The organism is uncultured Phascolarctobacterium sp. (assembly GCF_937920985.1).
In the GTDB taxonomy this organism is placed as follows: Bacteria; Bacillota; Negativicutes; order Acidaminococcales; family Acidaminococcaceae; genus Phascolarctobacterium_A.
Map to the genome: position 1 here is coordinate 1 of NZ_CALDXR010000005.1, position 18,563 is coordinate 18,563.

The 18,563-nt window shown below is 38.9% G+C and carries 17 protein-coding genes and 4 tRNA genes; 1 reads left to right on the forward strand and 20 read right to left on the reverse strand.

Annotated features, from left to right (window positions below):
• Positions 1-205: 205 nt before the first annotated feature.
• The 20 genes from Q0612_RS00580 to Q0612_RS00670 all read right to left on the reverse strand — a co-directional run bounded on the left by Q0612_RS00580 (position 206) and on the right by Q0612_RS00670 (position 17,495).
• Positions 206-282, reverse strand: a tRNA-Met gene (locus tag Q0612_RS00580).
• Positions 283-285: 3 nt separating this feature from the next.
• Positions 286-361: transfer RNA gene (locus Q0612_RS00585), tRNA-Thr, on the reverse strand.
• A gap of 10 nt (positions 362-371) precedes the next feature.
• Positions 372-447, reverse strand: a tRNA-Met gene (locus Q0612_RS00590).
• A gap of 9 nt (positions 448-456) precedes the next feature.
• Positions 457-541 (reverse strand) — tRNA-Tyr (locus tag Q0612_RS00595).
• A 105-nt stretch (positions 542-646) separates the two neighbouring features.
• Positions 647-1,858 (reverse strand): diaminopropionate ammonia-lyase, encoded by a 1,212-nt coding sequence (gene dpaL, locus Q0612_RS00600; RefSeq protein ID WP_298879410.1) that lies wholly within the window; start codon positions 1,856-1,858, stop codon positions 647-649.
• Positions 1,859-1,869: 11 nt separating this feature from the next.
• A complete protein-coding gene (locus Q0612_RS00605; protein ID WP_298879412.1) occupies positions 1,870-2,493 on the reverse strand; it encodes a CYTH domain-containing protein in 624 nt (207 codons plus the stop codon).
• Positions 2,471-3,190 (reverse strand): TVP38/TMEM64 family protein, encoded by a 720-nt coding sequence (locus Q0612_RS00610; protein ID WP_298879415.1) that lies wholly within the window; start codon positions 3,188-3,190, stop codon positions 2,471-2,473. The genes Q0612_RS00605 and Q0612_RS00610 overlap by 23 nt, the downstream gene beginning before the upstream one ends.
• A 188-nt stretch (positions 3,191-3,378) precedes the next feature.
• A complete protein-coding gene (locus tag Q0612_RS00615) occupies positions 3,379-3,675 on the reverse strand; it encodes a hypothetical protein (RefSeq protein ID WP_298879418.1) in 297 nt (98 codons plus the stop codon).
• Positions 3,676-3,689: 14 nt separating this feature from the next.
• Positions 3,690-4,526, reverse strand: a complete 837-nt coding sequence (locus Q0612_RS00620; RefSeq protein ID WP_298879421.1) for a hypothetical protein — start codon at positions 4,524-4,526, stop codon at positions 3,690-3,692.
• Positions 4,516-5,634 carry a hypothetical protein gene (locus Q0612_RS00625; protein ID WP_298879424.1) on the reverse strand — a complete coding sequence of 373 codons (1,119 nt, stop codon included), beginning with the start codon at positions 5,632-5,634 and terminating at the stop codon, positions 4,516-4,518. Before Q0612_RS00625 ends, Q0612_RS00620 begins: the two co-directional genes overlap by 11 nt.
• Positions 5,615-7,981, reverse strand: a complete 2,367-nt coding sequence (locus Q0612_RS00630) for a dynamin family protein (protein ID WP_298879429.1) — start codon at positions 7,979-7,981, stop codon at positions 5,615-5,617. Before Q0612_RS00630 ends, Q0612_RS00625 begins: the two co-directional genes overlap by 20 nt.
• Positions 7,982-7,985: 4 nt before the next feature.
• Positions 7,986-10,346: a dynamin family protein gene (locus Q0612_RS00635; RefSeq protein ID WP_298879434.1), complete on the reverse strand. Its 2,361-nt coding sequence runs from the start codon at positions 10,344-10,346 to the stop codon at positions 7,986-7,988.
• Positions 10,339-12,621, reverse strand: coding sequence for a dynamin family protein (locus Q0612_RS00640; protein ID WP_298879437.1), 2,283 nt, complete (start codon positions 12,619-12,621; stop codon positions 10,339-10,341). The genes Q0612_RS00635 and Q0612_RS00640 overlap by 8 nt, the downstream gene beginning before the upstream one ends.
• A 154-nt stretch (positions 12,622-12,775) precedes the next feature.
• Positions 12,776-12,880, reverse strand: a complete 105-nt coding sequence (locus Q0612_RS11890) for a helix-turn-helix domain-containing protein (protein ID WP_367181673.1) — start codon at positions 12,878-12,880, stop codon at positions 12,776-12,778.
• A 402-nt stretch (positions 12,881-13,282) separates the two neighbouring features.
• Positions 13,283-13,855 (reverse strand): hypothetical protein, encoded by a 573-nt coding sequence (locus tag Q0612_RS00645; protein ID WP_298879440.1) that lies wholly within the window; start codon positions 13,853-13,855, stop codon positions 13,283-13,285.
• Between the two features lie 71 nt (positions 13,856-13,926).
• Positions 13,927-14,175, reverse strand: a complete 249-nt coding sequence (locus tag Q0612_RS00650) for a hypothetical protein (protein WP_298879443.1) — start codon at positions 14,173-14,175, stop codon at positions 13,927-13,929.
• A gap of 363 nt (positions 14,176-14,538) precedes the next feature.
• Positions 14,539-15,090 (reverse strand): hypothetical protein, encoded by a 552-nt coding sequence (locus tag Q0612_RS00655; RefSeq protein WP_293725133.1) that lies wholly within the window; start codon positions 15,088-15,090, stop codon positions 14,539-14,541.
• 176 nt (positions 15,091-15,266) lie between these two features.
• Positions 15,267-16,355 (reverse strand): GTPase, encoded by a 1,089-nt coding sequence (locus Q0612_RS00660; protein ID WP_298879447.1) that lies wholly within the window; start codon positions 16,353-16,355, stop codon positions 15,267-15,269.
• A gap of 99 nt (positions 16,356-16,454) precedes the next feature.
• Positions 16,455-16,691 carry a helix-turn-helix domain-containing protein gene (locus Q0612_RS00665; protein WP_293725145.1) on the reverse strand — a complete coding sequence of 79 codons (237 nt, stop codon included), beginning with the start codon at positions 16,689-16,691 and terminating at the stop codon, positions 16,455-16,457.
• A 231-nt stretch (positions 16,692-16,922) separates the two neighbouring features.
• On the reverse strand, positions 16,923-17,495 hold the full coding sequence (locus Q0612_RS00670) for a hypothetical protein (protein WP_298879452.1): 573 nt from the start codon (positions 17,493-17,495) through the stop codon (positions 16,923-16,925).
• Between the two features lie 364 nt (positions 17,496-17,859).
• On the opposite strand from Q0612_RS00670, the gene Q0612_RS00675 reads away from it, so the two are divergent.
• Positions 17,860-18,411, forward strand: coding sequence for a gamma carbonic anhydrase family protein (locus Q0612_RS00675; RefSeq protein WP_293696430.1), 552 nt, complete (start codon positions 17,860-17,862; stop codon positions 18,409-18,411).
• Positions 18,412-18,563: the final 152 nt, after the last annotated feature.

The window sequence follows — 18,563 nt, forward strand, 5'->3', positions numbered from 1 at the left end:
GATGGTGCCGATATTCAGATGCGGTTTAGTTCTTTCATATTTAGCTTTTGCCATTTTTGAAATTCCTCCAATCAATACATCAACTTAAAAATAGCAGGTCTACCAGACCTATCTTATAATATTCGCTCTTTCGCAGTAAAATCCTGCTGCTTGCAGCAAATAAAATAAAAAACCTCATTTATTTAAATGAGGTTTAGTGGCTAATTGGTGGCGGCGCACGGATTTGAACCGCGGACACTGCGGGTATGAACCGCATGCTCTAGCCAACTGAGCTACGCCGCCATTTGGAGCTGATGACCAGGATTGAACTGGTGACCTTATCCTTACCAAGGATACGCTCTGCCGACTGAGCTACATCAGCAATATTTAGTTGGTTGCGGGGGGCGGACTTGAACCACCGACCTTCGGGTTATGAGCCCGACGAGCTACCAACTGCTCCACCCCGCGATATTAAGTTGGTGGATGGGGTTGGATTCGAACCAACGAAGCGAAACGCGGCAGATTTACAGTCTGCTCCCTTTAACCACTCGGGAACCCATCCGTTTGCGACAAAAAGAATTATACAGGATTTAGGCCAGTTTGTCAACAGCTTTTCCTAAATTTATTTGCATTATTTTTCAAAACAGCTGTAAGCCACATCACTAAGCTATTTTTTTACACATGAAAGCTTATCCAGGCTATAGTCTCCGGACCAGACAATGCTTCTGTATTTCGCCGGCGCCGTATCACCTTCGGTAGAAATGCACAGCACAACAGAGCTTTCATCAAGCTGCAGAAGAGCATTGGCCTGTGCGTCACTACGGCCCAGCAGGGCAAAGCCCAGACCTGCTGCGCCGCTTTCACCGGAAACAATAGCAGCATCACCACTTAAGGGATTGCCTAACACGCGCATGCCATAGGCAGCAAATTCATCCGGCATAGAAGCAAAATTATCTGCATAACGCCGGAGCATCTCCCAGGCAAGGCTGCAGGGTTCGCCACAGCACAGGCCGGCCATGATGGAAGCCAAATCGCCTGTAACATTATGAAGCCTTCCGTCATCAGCCTTAGCTGTCCTGAAAATGCAGTCAGCCTTTTCAGGCTCTACTATGGTGATAACCGGTTTAGCTTCTTTATAATAATCAGCCAGAAAGGCAGCAACAGCACCGGCCATTGCGCCTACGCCTGCCTGCAGAAAAACATGCGTCGGACGCACATCCTGCAGCTGCTGCACTATTTCATAACCCATAGTAGTGTAGCCCTGCATAATGTGCAGCGGTACCTCTTCGTAGCCTTCCCAGGACGTATCCTGCACCATGATACCGCCGCAGTCGGCAGCCACCTGTCTTGCCAGGCGTACAGTGTCATCATAATTAACATCTGTAATATATGCTTCAGCACCAAAGGCTTTGATTGCCTCCAGACGCGCCAGTTCCGTTCCCTTGGGCATCAACACGATAGCCTTCTGCTGCAGACGGTTAGCTGTCCAGGCAACGCCTCTGCCATGATTGCCATCTGTTGCCGTAACAAAGGTAAGCTCGCCCAGCTTTTGTCTCACCTCAGGCGCCATCAGCTTAGCGTAGGTAAGCTCCTCCACCGGAAGCTGCAGACGTTTGGCCAGCTCGCAGGCAATAGCATAGCTGCCGCCCAAGACCTTGAAGGCATTCAGGCCAAAGCGATAGCTTTCATCCTTAACATAAATATCCTTAACGCCAAAAAGCTGCGCCAGATTTTGCAGCCGCACCAAGGGCGTAACCGTATACTCCGGGAAGCTGCTATGAAAACGGCAGACCTTTTGTGCCTGCTCATAGCCATAATAATTGACAAATGAAGTGTCCTGTTCGTTATGCTGATGCAGGTAATGTAATAATTCCGCCATCGTCCTGCTCCTTATTTCGCCTGCAAAAGTGCCAGGCCACGTGCAAACTTGCTGCGTTCCTCCGCACGCAGCTCCACCTGTAAAGCAATTCTGTCCTTAAGCTCCAACAGCGCGTCTACAGTGCCGCTCATAAGCTCAAATTCGACCTCATCAATGCTGTCGCTTTGCTCACCGCAATGAATTGCACCCTTATCAATTGCCAGCTCAATAACAGCGCCGTCGTAATCCAGAATATAGGTTATACGCTCTACGTCAACCGTAAACAAGGCATGTACACCTGCCGGAGCAAGCTCGCTAAGCTCGTAGCCAAGTCCAAGCGCTGCAAAGCCATTCAGCTCAGGCTTGAACTCCTGCAGCGGCAGGTTCAGCTCCAGACGCTCGCTCAAGCCATCCTTGCTCTGCTTAGAAGTCTTTACCGTCGCCTCAAAGCTGCCGTCGCCCTTATCGCGCACGCGGTAAGCAATACCATGCTGCGTCAGTGCCATATCCTCTGTATCATAATAGGTGCTTACCAGACGGCGTTTTTTGTAGCTGCCGGGGCGCATGGCCTGCTGCATAAAGTCCAGCTGCAGCATTTTCTCCAAGCCTTCTCTGCTAAGCAAAAGCTTCAATTCAATCTCTGTATTCTTTGCCATTATCATCACTGCCTTTACCAAAATTTTTCAAGCTACCCAATGCCTGAGCCGCAGAATTCTTCTGCCACCAAACGAGCGGTATACCAAAGGCCAGCAGCGTCACCGCCAGCGCCGCATAAAAGCGCGTCGTACCAAAAGCATCTGCCAGAAAGTTATAAGCAATTGCCCCCGGAAGCATGCCGAGAACTGTTGCTGCCGCATAAATCTTGAACGGCAGGCGCACACTGCCGGCAATAATGCTCACCGGATCATAAGGAAAAATCGGCACTGTACGCAAAACAATCATCTTCTTAAAGCTGCCGCTGCCTACAAGATAATGCGTCAGGCGTTCACCCCAGCTGCCGCCGAAATTACGCAGCAGCCAATTACCGCCGCCAAAGCGCCCCAACAGATAGCAAAAGCTTGCACAGCCAAAGCCACCCAAAAGCAGGAATAAGATGCCCCACCAGGGACCGAACAGCACGCCTGCGCTCAGGTTCAAAAGCAGCGTCGGGAATAAAAGCAGCGGACGAATGGTATACACCGCCACATAAATAAGCGGTGCCCACACGCCGAAGCCCACCACCCAGCGGCGGATATCCTCAGCACTGTGCGGATGCGGGTTATACGGCGATTCGTACAGGCCATATAAAATTGCCCCCAGCACCAACAGATAGACCAGCACGCGTAAAAGTAAATATAGATATTTTTTCTTCATATAAACCTCTGATTTTCAAACTCTCATTTATTATACGGCGTTTGGAGGAATTTACGCAAGCAGTATTGATAAATAGTTTTGTAAATGTAAAAAGGCCGCCACTTGCATGGCAGCCAATCGCTTGCATAGTAAGCAATATATTCGTCTGCATTCAATATTAATGTATTTTGCATAGGTTAGTCAATAAACTATTTTGCAATACACCTATGTACGCCTTCAAAATAAACTTTCAGCTTCTTATCATCAAAAATATTCTTATATATTTTCAATAAAACCTGCAAATATTTCAAGGCTCTTTTACTATCACCAAACACCAGACATACATCTACCATATGCTTAACAGCATCAGCTATTTCTATTTTCTTATAAGCGTTTTTATCTCCAGCAAGCAGAATTACGTAAAACTTTTCTTTCGTATAGTATTTTTTTTCAATTTTTGCTAATAGTGCCTTAACGGCACAACACTCTACATCCACATTTTGCATAAAATATCTCCATACTACTTCAATTCCAAACTCAGCTTCGATAAAATTTCCATATCCTTTTCGGATAAACTAGTATAATGCTTGCGCAGCCCTTCCAATTCTTCGATGTAATTAGTATTTTGAGTTTTAATTTCCGCCAAGCTTTTTTCAATATTTTCGCTCAATTGTCCGCAGTCTTCTTCAATATCTTCTATAAAATCACCAAATTCATCTCTATGCCTCTTTATTTCTTTAGCACATTTCCCAGCAACTTCATTTATTTTATCCAAGACACTAAGCTGGCTCTCAATGCTATCCAAAGAAGCTTTGTTGCGGTCGCTGATTTGTTTTATAGCATCGGATTTTTTATTGAACTTATCCTCAACTTCCCTCCTAATCTTATTTACCATTCCAATCTGATCATCTAATTTGCTAGCGATAAGTTTATTGGATTGAATCAGCTTTTGATCAATTCCACTAAATCGTTCAAGCAAAATCAGATTAGCATTTTCACATTGCTTTCTTTCTTCTTGAACACATTCTATCAAAGAAGTTAGCTTTTCCATAACAGCAGCATTATTCTGACTGCTTTGTATTTGCTGTTCCTGTAGTTTTGAAGAAACTTCTTTTATTTTTTCATCAACAAGCTTCACGACATCATCTTTATTCGAAAGAGCTTGTTTCATAAGCTCATTTTGATTCTCGATAGCAGCATAAATATTATCAATTCCAAGCTTTAAAAATATACTACTAGCCGCTGATAAAAAGATAACCAAAATATAACCATAAACTCCATCCATAGGATGCACTAATGAATATACCGTAAAAATGCTGCCCAACAAAGCTCCAGCACACAAAATACTACCTTTCATTTAATAAACCTCTCATCCTTTTATAATTCTGCATCAGCCTTTTGCTTAAAATATCAGTTATGTCATTTTCGACAAAGCTGTTAAATAGAACAGTAAATTCTGCCCGCATACCATATAACTCGTTGCCTTTATCATTTACAGCCTTATTATATTCTGCTTCCGTTAAGCACCTGCCTATAGAAACTTTTGTAAAACGTGAATTCTTAAATTTTTTTCTATAGCAGCTCCTAAGCTTATCAGCAGCCAAATTTATCTCCGTGTCTTTATCGCAAAAACACAATTTGCTGTCATCCATTTTTTCAAGATAGATGTCTATAAACTCATATACTCCCCCCTTCTTGGTAGCAGGAAACAGTTTCTCTTCAGCTAGCATAGAAAAATACTGCCATATTGGTTTTTTCAAATGTACTGCCATCGCAAATAAGCTATAGCTAGTCAAGGCATCCTTAAATTTTATGGATAAGATTCCGTCATCAAATCTTAAATCTTCAAGTATAAACTCAAAGTCTGCCTCCAGATCTTTTATACCTTCTGCAAATGCATCCATATCCCTGACAAGCTGCTGCTGCCAATACAATAACGAAGCTTCCTTCCATCCAAAAACTTTAGCAATATCATTAGCACTGGTTACAGTAATAATAGAATACCCTAAATCAGAATACTTTCTCTTTGCCTGTTGAACATCCTCGCCAGCCTTTAAAAGATCTGAATAAGCTTGATTCCGTGGCAAATCCATAATAGCTATACAAATATGACTGCCTTGATATTTTCGTCTAAGCTCTTCTATTTTTTTATATGTAGACTCCCTGCAGAAAGGTGCTTCTTCAAAAAATATGATATTTTTAACGTCTATTTCCTCCATCTCAAAATTCTCTGCTGGAAAATATATATATGTACAAGGCAGTGTTTTAGAACATTGAAAAAACAACTTGTCCTTATCTGCGTGAACCTCTGATTTAAAGCCATATTTTAACACAATATTATGTTTGGACAGAGTGCTTATCGGCTGTAAAGAAACGTTTTCCAGCAGCCATTTCAAAAAAACATAGCGAGAATTATCTCCAACGAAAAGCCATTGCTCCAAATACTTAACACATTTCTGTTTCATTGTTATTATCCAATCTCGACTTAAGCTCTAAAGCAGCTTGAAGCTTCACAGCTACCTCTTCCGGACTAAGCAGCAAAATCTCCTCTAATTTATTTTGCTCTTTACTGATTAAAAGCATTTTTGACTCCAGCTTCTTATTCACATACAACTCTACCATATCGGTTACAGAATCCAGATAGTCTTCTATTAAATCAGGCAACGTTGCCAACATAGATTTTTCAAATAAAATTCTTGTATTTTCACGCCATTTTTTTAAAGCTGCATTTTTAGCTTCTTTTTTAATAGCTGCTTCTTTACCTGCTATTTGCTCTTCAAGCCGTTTTTCATCTACGCATAAACTTTCCATATATGCTTTTTGCTTCGCCTGTTCATTTCTGAACAGTCCAAGCTGACATTTTTCTTCATAGGCCTTCTGTTGAACTGCTAGCATATTTTTTCTCAGCTCTTCTTTTTGACGCATATAAATACTGCGATACTCTAAATTTTCCTCCAACCTGGGAGGAGCATCAAAGCAACTGCCTAATTTTTGTCCCCAATATTCTAACGTAAGATAATCAAGCATCCCTGTAGTATCATTTTGTCTGATCTGGTTAGAGATATTTCTGCCAGTTTCAATAATCTTTGTTGCCTTTACAATTCTTCTTTTAGTTGCATATACCTTGCCCATATTTCCTAGCTTATTCAATATATCAGCAGTACCTTTACCTTTTTGAATAATTTTCGAAGCCTTTTCCGTCACACCAACGAGCTTCCCCATATATTTAGTGACTTTTCCAGATTTAGTTAGAGCACCTGATGGCAGTAAAATCATAGCCCAATCTGCTATATTACCTACAAACTTACCTACATCAGATGGCTGCATGCCTTCAGGCATAACCTGTATCATCTCAGGAATATACTCACCAAGTGCAGAATCCTCAGCCCTAATCTCTTGAAGCTGTTTATTCAATTCTTTTAAAGAGTTTACTAACTCCAAATATTCAGGTGAGTTTTCGGCCTGTTGAATATTAAAAGCTAATGTTTCCTTGGCATCGCAAATATTTGAAAGGTTATTTTTTAAATTAACCAATTCATCATTCCTGCAAGCAACAAGTTCATCCATATTATCTATTTCAGGAACTTCCAGATTCTCCATATCAGCTGTTGTAAAAACCTCATTTTTATTAATATCTGCCAAAAGAGGCGTAACATTGCTATTAAGGTAATTAATAGCCTGCGCTGCTGTCTGATGTTGTAATCTGCTCAAAAGGGCTTTCATTTCATTGACATTGTCAATATCTCTAGCTTCAGAAATTTCAGCTGCTGCACTATCAACATAGCCTTCAATGGCGTTGCGGTAAGATTTTTTTAATCTTCTTACATCTGCTGCAACTTGCTCCTGTAAGTTGCTCCGCTCAGTATCACATTTCTGCTTTAACCAATCCAATCTATTCTCGGCATCTTGTTTTTTTCTATTAATTTCATCTAATGCATTTCTCTGCTTTAATTGCAGGTTCAAAACAGCTTCTGATAATCTTTTACTATATTTCTGCTTAAAAAACGCCAATTGATATGCAAAATCTTTTAAGCGGTATTTTTCTACATCGCTTCCTAAATTCTTTAATACATCTTGTATTGAAGTTATATTATCATACCTAGAAGCTCCTGGAATATTAGATACGTGGAAAATAGCACCAATACAAATTTTCTCCTGCTGCAATATATGTACATCATTGGCAATTAATTCATTGATGCTTTCCTCGGCAGTATTAACCAAATCGCAATGAGTTCGAACGAACGCCAGATTAAATCCATGCTCCTGCATATAGCTAAGCTTTTCTATATCTACTTTAGACGGAGCATTACCAGTAACATACACAATCCTTGAAGCTAAAATTAAAGATTGTGCCAATAATTGTTCATGGCGTTCTATCAAAGTATTTACACCAGGAGTATCCAGTAAAATTAAGCCTGACTTTAGCATGTCGCTATCTACAAAGATTTCTATATGCTCTAAATCCTTAATATTATAGGCAGATTCATTACCCTTTTGAATAATATCAGCCACTTCTTCTATATTGATCTCCTGCTTACTGCCATTTGTAGAAACCACTATCGCTTTTTCCTGCTTTCCATAGCGTATATATGTCAGCAAAGGCGTAGTTTCCATTGTCCCCTGAGGTAAAATAGCTCTTCCAATGATATTGTTAATGAGATAGGATTTGCCAGCAGAAAACTGCCCCACAAAAGCGACAAAATATTCTCCGCTTTCGTAAACCGCTTTCATATTCTCCAATACTTCCCTATCTCTGGCGCAATCAAGATATTGTGCTGTCTCTATTAACGTATTGAAATCCAAATTTTCCATGGTATCAGTATTTCCCTCCTATAATGCTACTTTGTCTAATATATCCTTGAAGGCTGCTTTGCAACTCAGTTTTTAAATCAATCCCCGCTTCCATCAATTTGCCAATCTCCTCCAAAGAAGTCTCTATTTCCTTGAGTCTGTTATCTCTGTCCTTTCCATTAGTATGAATAACGTTAACAATATGAGCAAGCCTTTCTTCGCACTCAGTCAATTCGTTATCAATGCTTCTAGCAACGATTTCCTTAACAGCTTCTAGATACTTATTTTTTTGTCCGTCTAATACTTTTTTTAACAAATTCTCCAAATCATCACTACGTTCCTCAACATATTTTTTGATTTGCTTCTTTAGCAACCTGCATTCTTTCTTAGAACTGGCATTTATGTTATCTTGAATTTTTTCGTTTAAATCTTGAATTTTTTCGAACAAAGCATCTTTTTGCTTGTCATTTCTTTCAAGCAAGCTTCTAAAATAACTGCTATCCAATTCCGGATTATTAATTTTAGTAAGTTCTATATTTATTTCTTCTAATTCTCTATTAATTATTTCGATTTTACCATCTCTTTCCTCAATTGCATTATCATGTGCTTCACTGTATATGCGCTTCACTGTTTGAGTATCCTTCTTTTTTCCACAAAAAACTTTAACAATAACACCAAACACACCTTTTCTATCTCGATAATACTCTTCTGTTCCGTAGCTTATTTCTTTAGGAGGAATAGGGAAGTTATCAATAATATAATTTCTTCGCTCTTGCAGTTCCCGCTTTCTACTCTTTAAGTCATCTATTAATGATTCCTTACGGCTTGTTGCGGATATTTTCTGCTGTAAATCTTCTGTCCCATTATTGATTTTAGCTATTTCAGCTTCAAGCTCTTCTATTTGATTGTTAAAGCTCTGAATATTAGCAGATATATTTATTTCTTTAATTTCAAAACGCTTATTTAAATTAATATCTAAAGATGCATCGTGTATAGCATTAAACTTTTGATCTAAGTCAGATAAATAGTCATAGCATTTATTCTGAGCTATTTCAAGAATCTCACTGTATACATCATCTTGAATATTTCTAATTAAATGCCTATATTTTCTATCAAGAATATCTTCTAAATCATCAGCAAAATTACACAACTCCTCCGGATCATCCAATAGCTTGATTTCGTCACTAATATTTTCTTGAATCCTCTCAATATTGCTACCGATAGCATTTTTCATACGACTAATAGATGCAACTATTTCTCCGCGAATAGGCTCTAATATACTCTTTTTATTGCGTTCCAATTCCTTTTGCTGCTTCTCTACAGCCTCCTTTTCTTTCAAAAAATCTTCTGCTATTTCTTTATTGCTAAGGCCCTGTTTTTCATCGTCTAAAGTATCCTTAAGACGTTTAAGTGATTCTATAGACTTATTTACCGGCTCAAGCAGCTGGTCACGTGTGCGTTCTCCAGTTGTAAGATATTCCATAAGTCTGTCTTCAAAAGCCTTCATCTTAGAGATTTCTTCAAGTTCAGAGCGTCTAGCCTTAGTTGTTACTACTTCACCATTTTGATATTGGTAGTTTTTATCTCTGGCAGCCAGGGCTGCGTTAGCTGCTACAGGCCATATTTCGGGAATCTCATTTTCCTCAGGAAATTTTTTATGATAGCTATCCTTTAAATCATTTATTACACTTTCAACAGTAACATTTTCAGAAGGATTGATTACATTTATTTTATTCAACACAAAAAATATGTTTTTCGACTTGCTCCTTAACTCTTCCAAATGTTCAAAATCACTTTTAGAACCTGGATGATCTGCACTAAACATAAATATAGCTGCATGTGACTTCTCAATCTGCCTACGAGTGATTTCCAAATGGTTAGCAGCTATACCATTTAAACCCGGGCTATCTACTAGCATGATGCCATTTTTTAAATACTCAGACTCCAAAAAAAGATCAACATGATCTACAGAAAGCGCAACGCCCTCCTTTCCCATATTGCTTTTCGTACTAACAACATTAGCAACACTATCCAGAGTTAGCTCTTTAAGCACTTCTTGATGACCATCATTATAGTAAACAATTCCTGCTTCTCCATTAGGTGCTTCTGTAGAATGACGTAAAAAATTAACGGTAGCCGTAGTTTCACTTGTAAAAGACGGCAGTATACGCATTCCCATCAGAGCATTTAAAAAAGTAGATTTTCCAGCGCTAAATTCACCTACCAGCACAATGCTAAATAACCCTTTTTCCACATTATCTACTAACTTCTTCAAATTATCTGCAGATTCACTTTTCCCCTGTTTTATTAATACATCTATGGTTCTATTAATATAATCCACTACTATTTGTTTGCGTTTATTGTAATCTTGTAAATAGTTATACATTTTTACACCTCGTATTTTTAATAATTTCATTTATTTTTTCTATTACAGACTTTAGATTACTTATTGATGATTGTAATTCTGGTGCTTTTTCTAGTTTACATTGTTCAACCCACGAAAGCTTTTGCTGAACAGCCTCCCTATATCTTTCTAAGGCCCAAGCAATAAGCTTCTTTCGTTGATTCTTTAATTCATTATCCATATTATCCTGTATTTGCCGACTCGCTATTTCATCAAAATACTTTTTAACATGGTCTTCCATATTTTTTATGCGATTATAAAGATATTCTCTTTCTGCTTTTTTCATAGCAAGCTCATCTGTAGCTTTTTGAATCTCCAGTTGGCGATTCAATTCTTCTATTTCCTTAGCTATTCTTGCTAAAATTGCACCTTGAGATTCTTTCTCTTTGCTAAGTCGCGTAAGTCTTCTTTCTGCAGCACCTTTTTGGCTTGTTATCCGATCAATAGCTTTTATAGCAATATTCAATATTTCTTGTTTTTTTGCATCCCACGCCTTTCCTGCACTATCATCCTGTACAGTACGATAACCAGTACATTTCTTTTGTCCCAAAAGCCAATTTGTTATAGAAGAACCAAAGCCTGTTCTATCTCTATAATAGGTGTATTCTTCCTCATATTCTCTCTTATCAGGCCTTCTTCCCAACCTGTTTAAATCATCTTGCTTTTTTTTCTTTCTATCAGCTAATTCTTGCCTACAATAATTTACTTCTTTGGCAGCATCGATAGTATCCCTCTCTATTCTCTCTTGTTCTACCTGAAGGCTAAACTCTGCTTCCCTACTTTCTTCTAATTGCCTCTGCAATCTATGAGCCCTGTCATTAATGACATTATTATAACTAAGCTTGCTTCTTTCATTGTATATTTCCAGCTTAGGAAAATCTTTGCATTTTATGCCACTATACTCGGATACTTGGGCTAAGACAATTTGGTATAAGGCACCAAAGCTATTTTTTAAATTAGTAATAACTTCAGAATTAAGTAAATCAAGACTATTATTTATATTATTCGTCAGTTCCTCATTTACCTTATCTAATTCATTTATTTTTTTACAGCTATTTATCTTAGCAAATGTTTCTCTCAGTATTCTATTAATACTATCTTCTATATTTTTTAAGTTATCTTTGCTGATATACCTTACTTTATCTACAATGTAGTTTTCCAAATACTTTTTATGCTTCGGAATATTATTATTTATTTTATTTTTTAACAACTCTAATCGTTTTATAGAGCTTTGCTCTTGAGCTTCTTTCAACACATCTTCTGCATGCTTGTGCTCTAGCTCTATATATTTCAAAAGCTCTTGCAGCCAATTATTAATTGCCCAAGCAGTATCCCCATATTGTAAAGAGGTTAAATTTTCTTCCTTAAATTGAGCTTCCATTATCTTTTCAAAAGAATCAAACCTAGACTTTTGTGCAAGATCTTTTCGTTCTGCTTCTGTCAAGTCATGTGTACTACTTGTATACAGTCTCGGAATATCAAAATCTGCACTCGCAAGCTTCAATAAAGCAGAAATACCACAAATGGAAAATTTAGCATTTTTTTGTTCAGCAAATATATTCTTTTCCAGAAGCTTTTTCTGTTCTAAAACTTTTTCTTCTGCTGTTTCTCCTTCATCACTCCTAAGTTCATCAATAAAATTCTGAATAAAAATAAAATTTCTTTGGTAATTCAGCAGATATTTAATGAAAGTAATATCCGTTTCTGTTAATCCGCGCTTTTGCAGCAAATAAATACATGCATGTGCTCTCTTAATAATATCAATCGTTATCTCACGATGCCCGTCTGTCATTCCGTTGAGGCCAGGAGTATCTAAAATAATGACATCAGCACTACTATTAAAAGTTGGAACAAATATATCAACGCGTTCAATTTCATCTACAACTTTATAGTTAACGCTCAAGGTTGTTGTATATTCTTTAAGTTTAGAGAAATTATCTAATGTTAATATTTTACCATTCTTAAAATACACATTTCCCTTATTTACTCTGGTGTCATTTTCTGGAACATTAATGATTCTAGTAACAACTGCTGTCGTTTCTGTTGTCGCATGATTAAGAATGTCTTTACCCAAAATAGCATTAATAAACGTAGACTTTCCCGAACTAAACTCACCTACAACAGCAATACGAAACTCTTTATCTAATAGCCGCTCCCTAAATCTTTTTAAATCTGCATCAAAATCCGGATAACTATAAAGTTCTTTAATTTCTGCAAGCTTCTCAATACACTTTAGATAATCCTGCTGTAAAGCCATAAAAATATCCCTCTTTTCTTCTAAACAACTATACACATTTTGCTTTAATTATAGACTTCTACATTTCATCCTTCAACAACAGCTCAGCCTCAATCTACAACGCATCAGCAATCTGGTACAGCGTTTCCAGCGAAAAGCTATTGCATCTGTTTCTTCACTCAATCTGCCCAAGATAAGCAGCACTCATACTAATCTGCTCCGCCAGTTTAGCCTGCGTATAGCCTTTTTTCTTCCTGTAATATGCTATTTTTAAACCAATATTCTATACCGCACAGCAAACAATATCATCACCCCAAGATTGTTTTTACATATAATGATAGCAGTTTATACAAATTGATTTTTAGGTATATAGTCTGCTTTTTTGGGTTTATAATATGTCTTGTTTTTTACTAGACGTATCTATCTTCTATATAAAAAAGGCATCTGCGCATCAATGAGCGCCTACCTGTAACTAATGCTTTTTGCCCCTGTAAATTCGCTCCATCTGCTCCGTCAAGCTCAAAGCACGCGCAAAAGTAAATATAGATATTTTTTCTTCATATAAACCTCTGATTTTCAAACTCTCATCTATTATACGGCGTTTGGAGGAATTTGCGCAAGCAGTATTGGCAAATTGTTTCCAAATATAAAAAGACCGCCACTTGCGTGGCAGCCCTGCGTCCTAGTCGACGCGTTTCACCTTGTAGACAGGAAGGTTATCCTTTTTGGCCAGCTCCAGGAGCTCGGCCATGGCCTTGCCGATACCGTACTTACTGACGAGCAGCTCGCGCATAGCTCCTTCAGAGTAGAAGGTGCTGCGACGAACAAGCGACGAGGTGTAGGAACCATCGGCGCAACGTCCGGGAATGGCGTAATCTGCGGTGATTTTCCGCTTCAATTTATCGTTGGTAATGTACAAGCCTGTGCAGGATTCCTCCGCCAGGTAACAGGACCAGCTGCGCGGTGCGAACTTACGCACCAGCGCCTCCCAGAAAGCGGGCTGCGGGCCGTCTGCAGATATATACTTGATAAAGAGCTGTCCTTTGCCGTCGAACTGGATTTTTTCAACGCCAGCGCGGAGATCAAAGGCCTGGATGCCGGCGCCCTCAGCGATGAAGCCGAGCCAGCCGCAGCCAAAGGCAGATTTCGGTTTGCGCTCATCCTTGCGCGTCCAGCGCTTGAGCTTTTTAAAGAGGTTTGCCAACTCCTCTTGAGAACCGTAGACATATAAATTTGTGTAACAATAATTTGCCATATAAGAATCATCCTTTCTTTATAACACTTAAATAGGCTAGAAAAAGGCAATAAAAAAAGCCATTATGGGAATCAATTTTTGGGTACACTAATAGCATACACACTACTAGTACACACAATCTTAGATTTTTCCCGTAATGACATCTTATAATTCTTATATGGTTGAATTATAGGTAGCGCTTTTACGCTATGTTTAGTATACGACAAAATATCAGATGTGTCAAGAAGTTTTTGAGATTTTTTGCTTTTCTTATTCTGCGCCACTTGCACCACTTGAACCACTAATTTTGGAGCAAGAAGAAAAACTGCGCCATTAACCATAATATATATCCCTGTAAGTAAAGTCTTCGTAAGGGTTCTAATCCTTTATTTTATAGCATTTATAGCTATTTCAAGAGATTTTTATTTATATTATATTAAAATTTTCGAGCCACTGATTTTTTAGCAAAAAGGCTGAAAAAAGTGGTGCAAGTGGAGCATTTTCTCCACCTGCTCAGTCAAGCTCAAAGCATGCGTACCTCTACCGCCATGCCGCACCACAGCGCCAGCAGATAGATGACAAAATAATACATACTTCAAGTATTCTCAACCCTAGTTTTTATACACTAATCGCAACTTGGTTGTACGTTCAATGTGATACAGCAGAAAACTTTTCTTCAATATATCCTTACAGCTTGATTGATACTACTTTTCACGTTTATTGAACATTTCCATGTTACTTGCAGAAGCAGCTTCTCTATGAATACCATCACATTTTACTGTCGTATATTTATCGTTTTCAGATACCTGTATGAGTAAAATACAGTCATCTTTGTAATAGCCGATGATAGATACTTCACCATTCGGAAAACAATAATACTTAAATGCTTTTAAGTTATGACCACTAGGTATATCTGTATGTGATTGTCTTTGTAGTATATCAGATATACTAACTATAGTAGTGCAAGTTTTTTTTATCAAATCCTTTTTTAACCAGGAAGCACTAAGACCATAGTTATTAAATGCACTTCCCATTGTAGTAACGCTTTTGATAGCATCTGCATCATTGTACATAACAGATTGATAGCAGATGTCTTTTTCAAGGTTTGGACAGTAAAAAGCATATATTTGATCATCAGCAAGATATGAGGCAAGATTTTTATTATCAACAGGAAGTTGATATGACGGTGTAGAACTTCCACAACCTGCAATAATAAATATCAAAGTAGTAAGAATAATTGTGATTAGCTTTTTCATAGTAAATCTCTCCTCGTATAATATGTTTGTAAGCCAAAGCCGCCATGCCTACAACGTAAATTTTGTTCTTTGAAAACTAAATATCGTCTACCACTAAGGACTCCCTGATGCTACAATATTCTTATCGAATCATAGCGAAGATAACTGCTGACAACTCCTGCAGACATTACTGCTTTTCATTTTTTCATTTTATCTTTGCTATTCATTACTTCATATTCAAGAATTTCCTTCGCTAATTCAAAGCAATTATCTATATAATATGTTCCTAATGTTTTGGTCATAGCAAAACCAGCACAAGCTGCTACTGCCTGCCCGACAAAAGGAATATATTTTACAAATTGTTTTTTAGCATATTGCCCAGCTACTTGCTTGATAACCCACATTATGCCTTCTTTGGTAAGATATGCAAGCACCTCATCTGCAAGTTTTTTCCCTACCGGTCCCAATACAGTCATGTATTTCTCTATAACTGTTTCATCAAGCCCAAAGCTTTCTCTAATTTCTTTAGCCATCTTATAAAAAGCTGCTAAATCAAAGCTAACGTCAACACCAGGAATTGGATTCAAAGCATTCACAGCTACAGCCCAAGCATACATATTAATATCATCTAGGCATTTTGCTCTTTTTCTATCTAAATCCTTAATACTATCTGCTTTAAAGGCCGCAATAATTTTATCCTTCTTTACATCATCAATGCCGGAAGCCAAAATGTCGTTTTTTAATTCTTTGAACCCAGCACCAGTTTTACAGCTTGTAAAATAAACTTTTATGTCTGTAGCCCCTACTTTGGAATAAACATCTTCAACGATTTCTTTCTTCAGCTCTTTTAGAGTTCTTTCACCATCCCATATATCATCTTCCTTATTGCGCACAATAAAATAAGGGTGCTTCCTAGATTGATTCCATTCCTTAAATTTTTTAAATAACTTTCCATCGGCATCATGTAATTTACCGGCAAACACAAATAGATACAAATCATAGTCTTCTACAGAAAATTGTTTGCACCAGTCTTCAAACGGAAATTGTTTTGTGTCATAACCTGGCAAGTCAACGATTCTCAATGCTCCCCATGATTCCTCCTGACTGTCAACTGTAGTATCTGTATATACTCCTGATTTAAATAAATTTTTACCTATCAACTTGTTAATGACGCTCGACTTACCTGCACCAGGCTGCCCGACTAAAGCAATTTTTACAACCGTATGCTCGTTTTCCTCATACTTTCTTTTAAGTCGCTCACGTAAATCTTCCGGATAATTAGCCATTTGAAAATCACTCCTTAAATTAATATATTTTATGGTTTGCTGTATATATTAGTTTTTCTATATACATTAGTTTCTCATTAGAAGTTGCACTACCACCTATCAAGCCAACATTTCATTTTTTATCAGCAAATTAACATCAATCTTCAACGCATCAGCAATCTGATACAGAGTTTCCAAAGAAAAGCTGTTGCCTCTGTTCCCTCGCTCAATCTGCCCAAGATAGGCAACACTCATGCCAATCCGCTCGGCCAACTCTGCTTGCGTATAGCCTCTCTTTTTTCTGTAATATGCTATTTTCAATCCAATATTCTTGTAACGCGCAGCAAACAACGTCATCACCTCTTGCTAAAACTTCTCTATATTATATTAGCAGTTTATATAAATCATTTTTTAGGTATATAGTCTGTTTTTCTAGGCTAATAAGCTGACTGAGTTTTTTCTCTGCTTTTAAGTTAATCTGTGCCAACAACTTGAAGTTGCAAAGCTACTCGCCTAAAACAGCCTTTTAGACTTGCGCTTATTTTTATGGTAAGCGACAGCCCCCAAAGCTGCCGCTTCTTGCACCCATCAAGCCTCTCGCTTTACCTCATACACAGGCAGGCCATCCTGCAAGGCCAGCTTCACCAGCTCGTCCATGCTCTTGCCGGCACCATATCTGCTGCTGAGCAGCTCGCGCAACGCTGACTGCGTGTAGAAAGTGCTGCGGCGAACCAACGACGAGGTGTAGGAACCATCGGCGCAACGTCCGGGAATGGCGTAATCTGCGGTAATTTTCCGCTTCAATGTATCATTGGTAAGATACAAGCCTGTGCAGGATTCCTCCGCCAGGTAGCAGGACCAGCTGCGCGGTGCGAACTTACGCACCAGCGCCTCCCAGAAAGCGGGCTGCGGGCCGTCTGCAGATATATACTTGATAAAGAGCTGTCCTTTGCCGTCGAACTGGATTTTTTCAACGCCAGCGCGGAGATCAAAGGCCTGGATGCCGGCGCCCTCAGCGATGAAGCCGAGCCAGCCGCAGCCAAAGGCAGATTTCGGTTTGCGCTCATCCTTGCGCGTCCAGCGCTTGAGCTTTTTAAAGAGGTTTGCCAGCTCCTCTTGAGGACCATAAACGTATAAATTTGTGTAACAATAATTTGCCATATAAGAATCATCCTTTCTTTAAAACACTGAATATGCGAAAAACGCAACAAAAAAAGCTATTATAATGAAATTTTCGCATAAGAAAATATCATTATAATAGCCTAAAATTCTTATATAAACAAATGTATACAGCTTGTCTAAGTGCTGTGTGGTTATTATATAGCGAATCAGTAAATCTGTCAAGGTAACACAAAAATTTTTTCTATCGCCCACCCACAACTAAATCCAATCCTTCACATCTGCAAAATAAATGTGAACGCCTTGACTTTATTATCTGCTCATATGATAATAATAGTGTGAGAAGAAATTGTTTATCTTTCAAGACTGCCGCGAAGGCAGCCAATTTATAGAAAGTGGTGATACCATGATTTTTAAATTTGAAGCACAAGCCCCCAAAATTGACGAGAAGGCCTACGCCTTTAATACTGCCACACTGATTGGCAAGGTTGAGCTTAAGGAGTACGCCAGCGTCTGGCCCGGCGTTACTATCCGCGGCGACGTTAACCGCATCGAGGTTGGCCGCTACAGCAATATCCAGGACAACAGCGTGCTGCACGTTGCTGATAACTACGCCTGCATCGTCGGTGATTATGTAACTGTAGGCCACTGCGCTCTGTTGCATGCCTGCACCGTTGAGGACCACTGCCTCATCGGCATGCATTCTACCGTACTTGACGGCGCTGTAATCGGCCACGGCTCTATCGTTGCTGCCGGTGCTGTTGTAACCAAAGGCACCATCGTACCGCCGAACTCCCTGGTTGCCGGCATTCCTGCCAAGGTTATCAAAACCTTGGACGAAAAAGGTATCGCCGCTATCCACGCCCAGGCGCTGAAATACAAAACTCTGTGGACCGAACGCTACGGCCTGCTGCCTGACAATGATGGTGAACGCTATCACGGCGAAAAAATCGTTTAATTTCCCCAAGCGTGACAATGTCCTCTGATTAATCAGGTCACGCTTCATTCGTAGTGCAAAAAAATCCCGTTACACGACGCAAGTCTGTGAACGGGATTTTTGCTTACAGGAAATAGTTAACCTTATAATCAAAAAGCCATCTCCGTATTCCT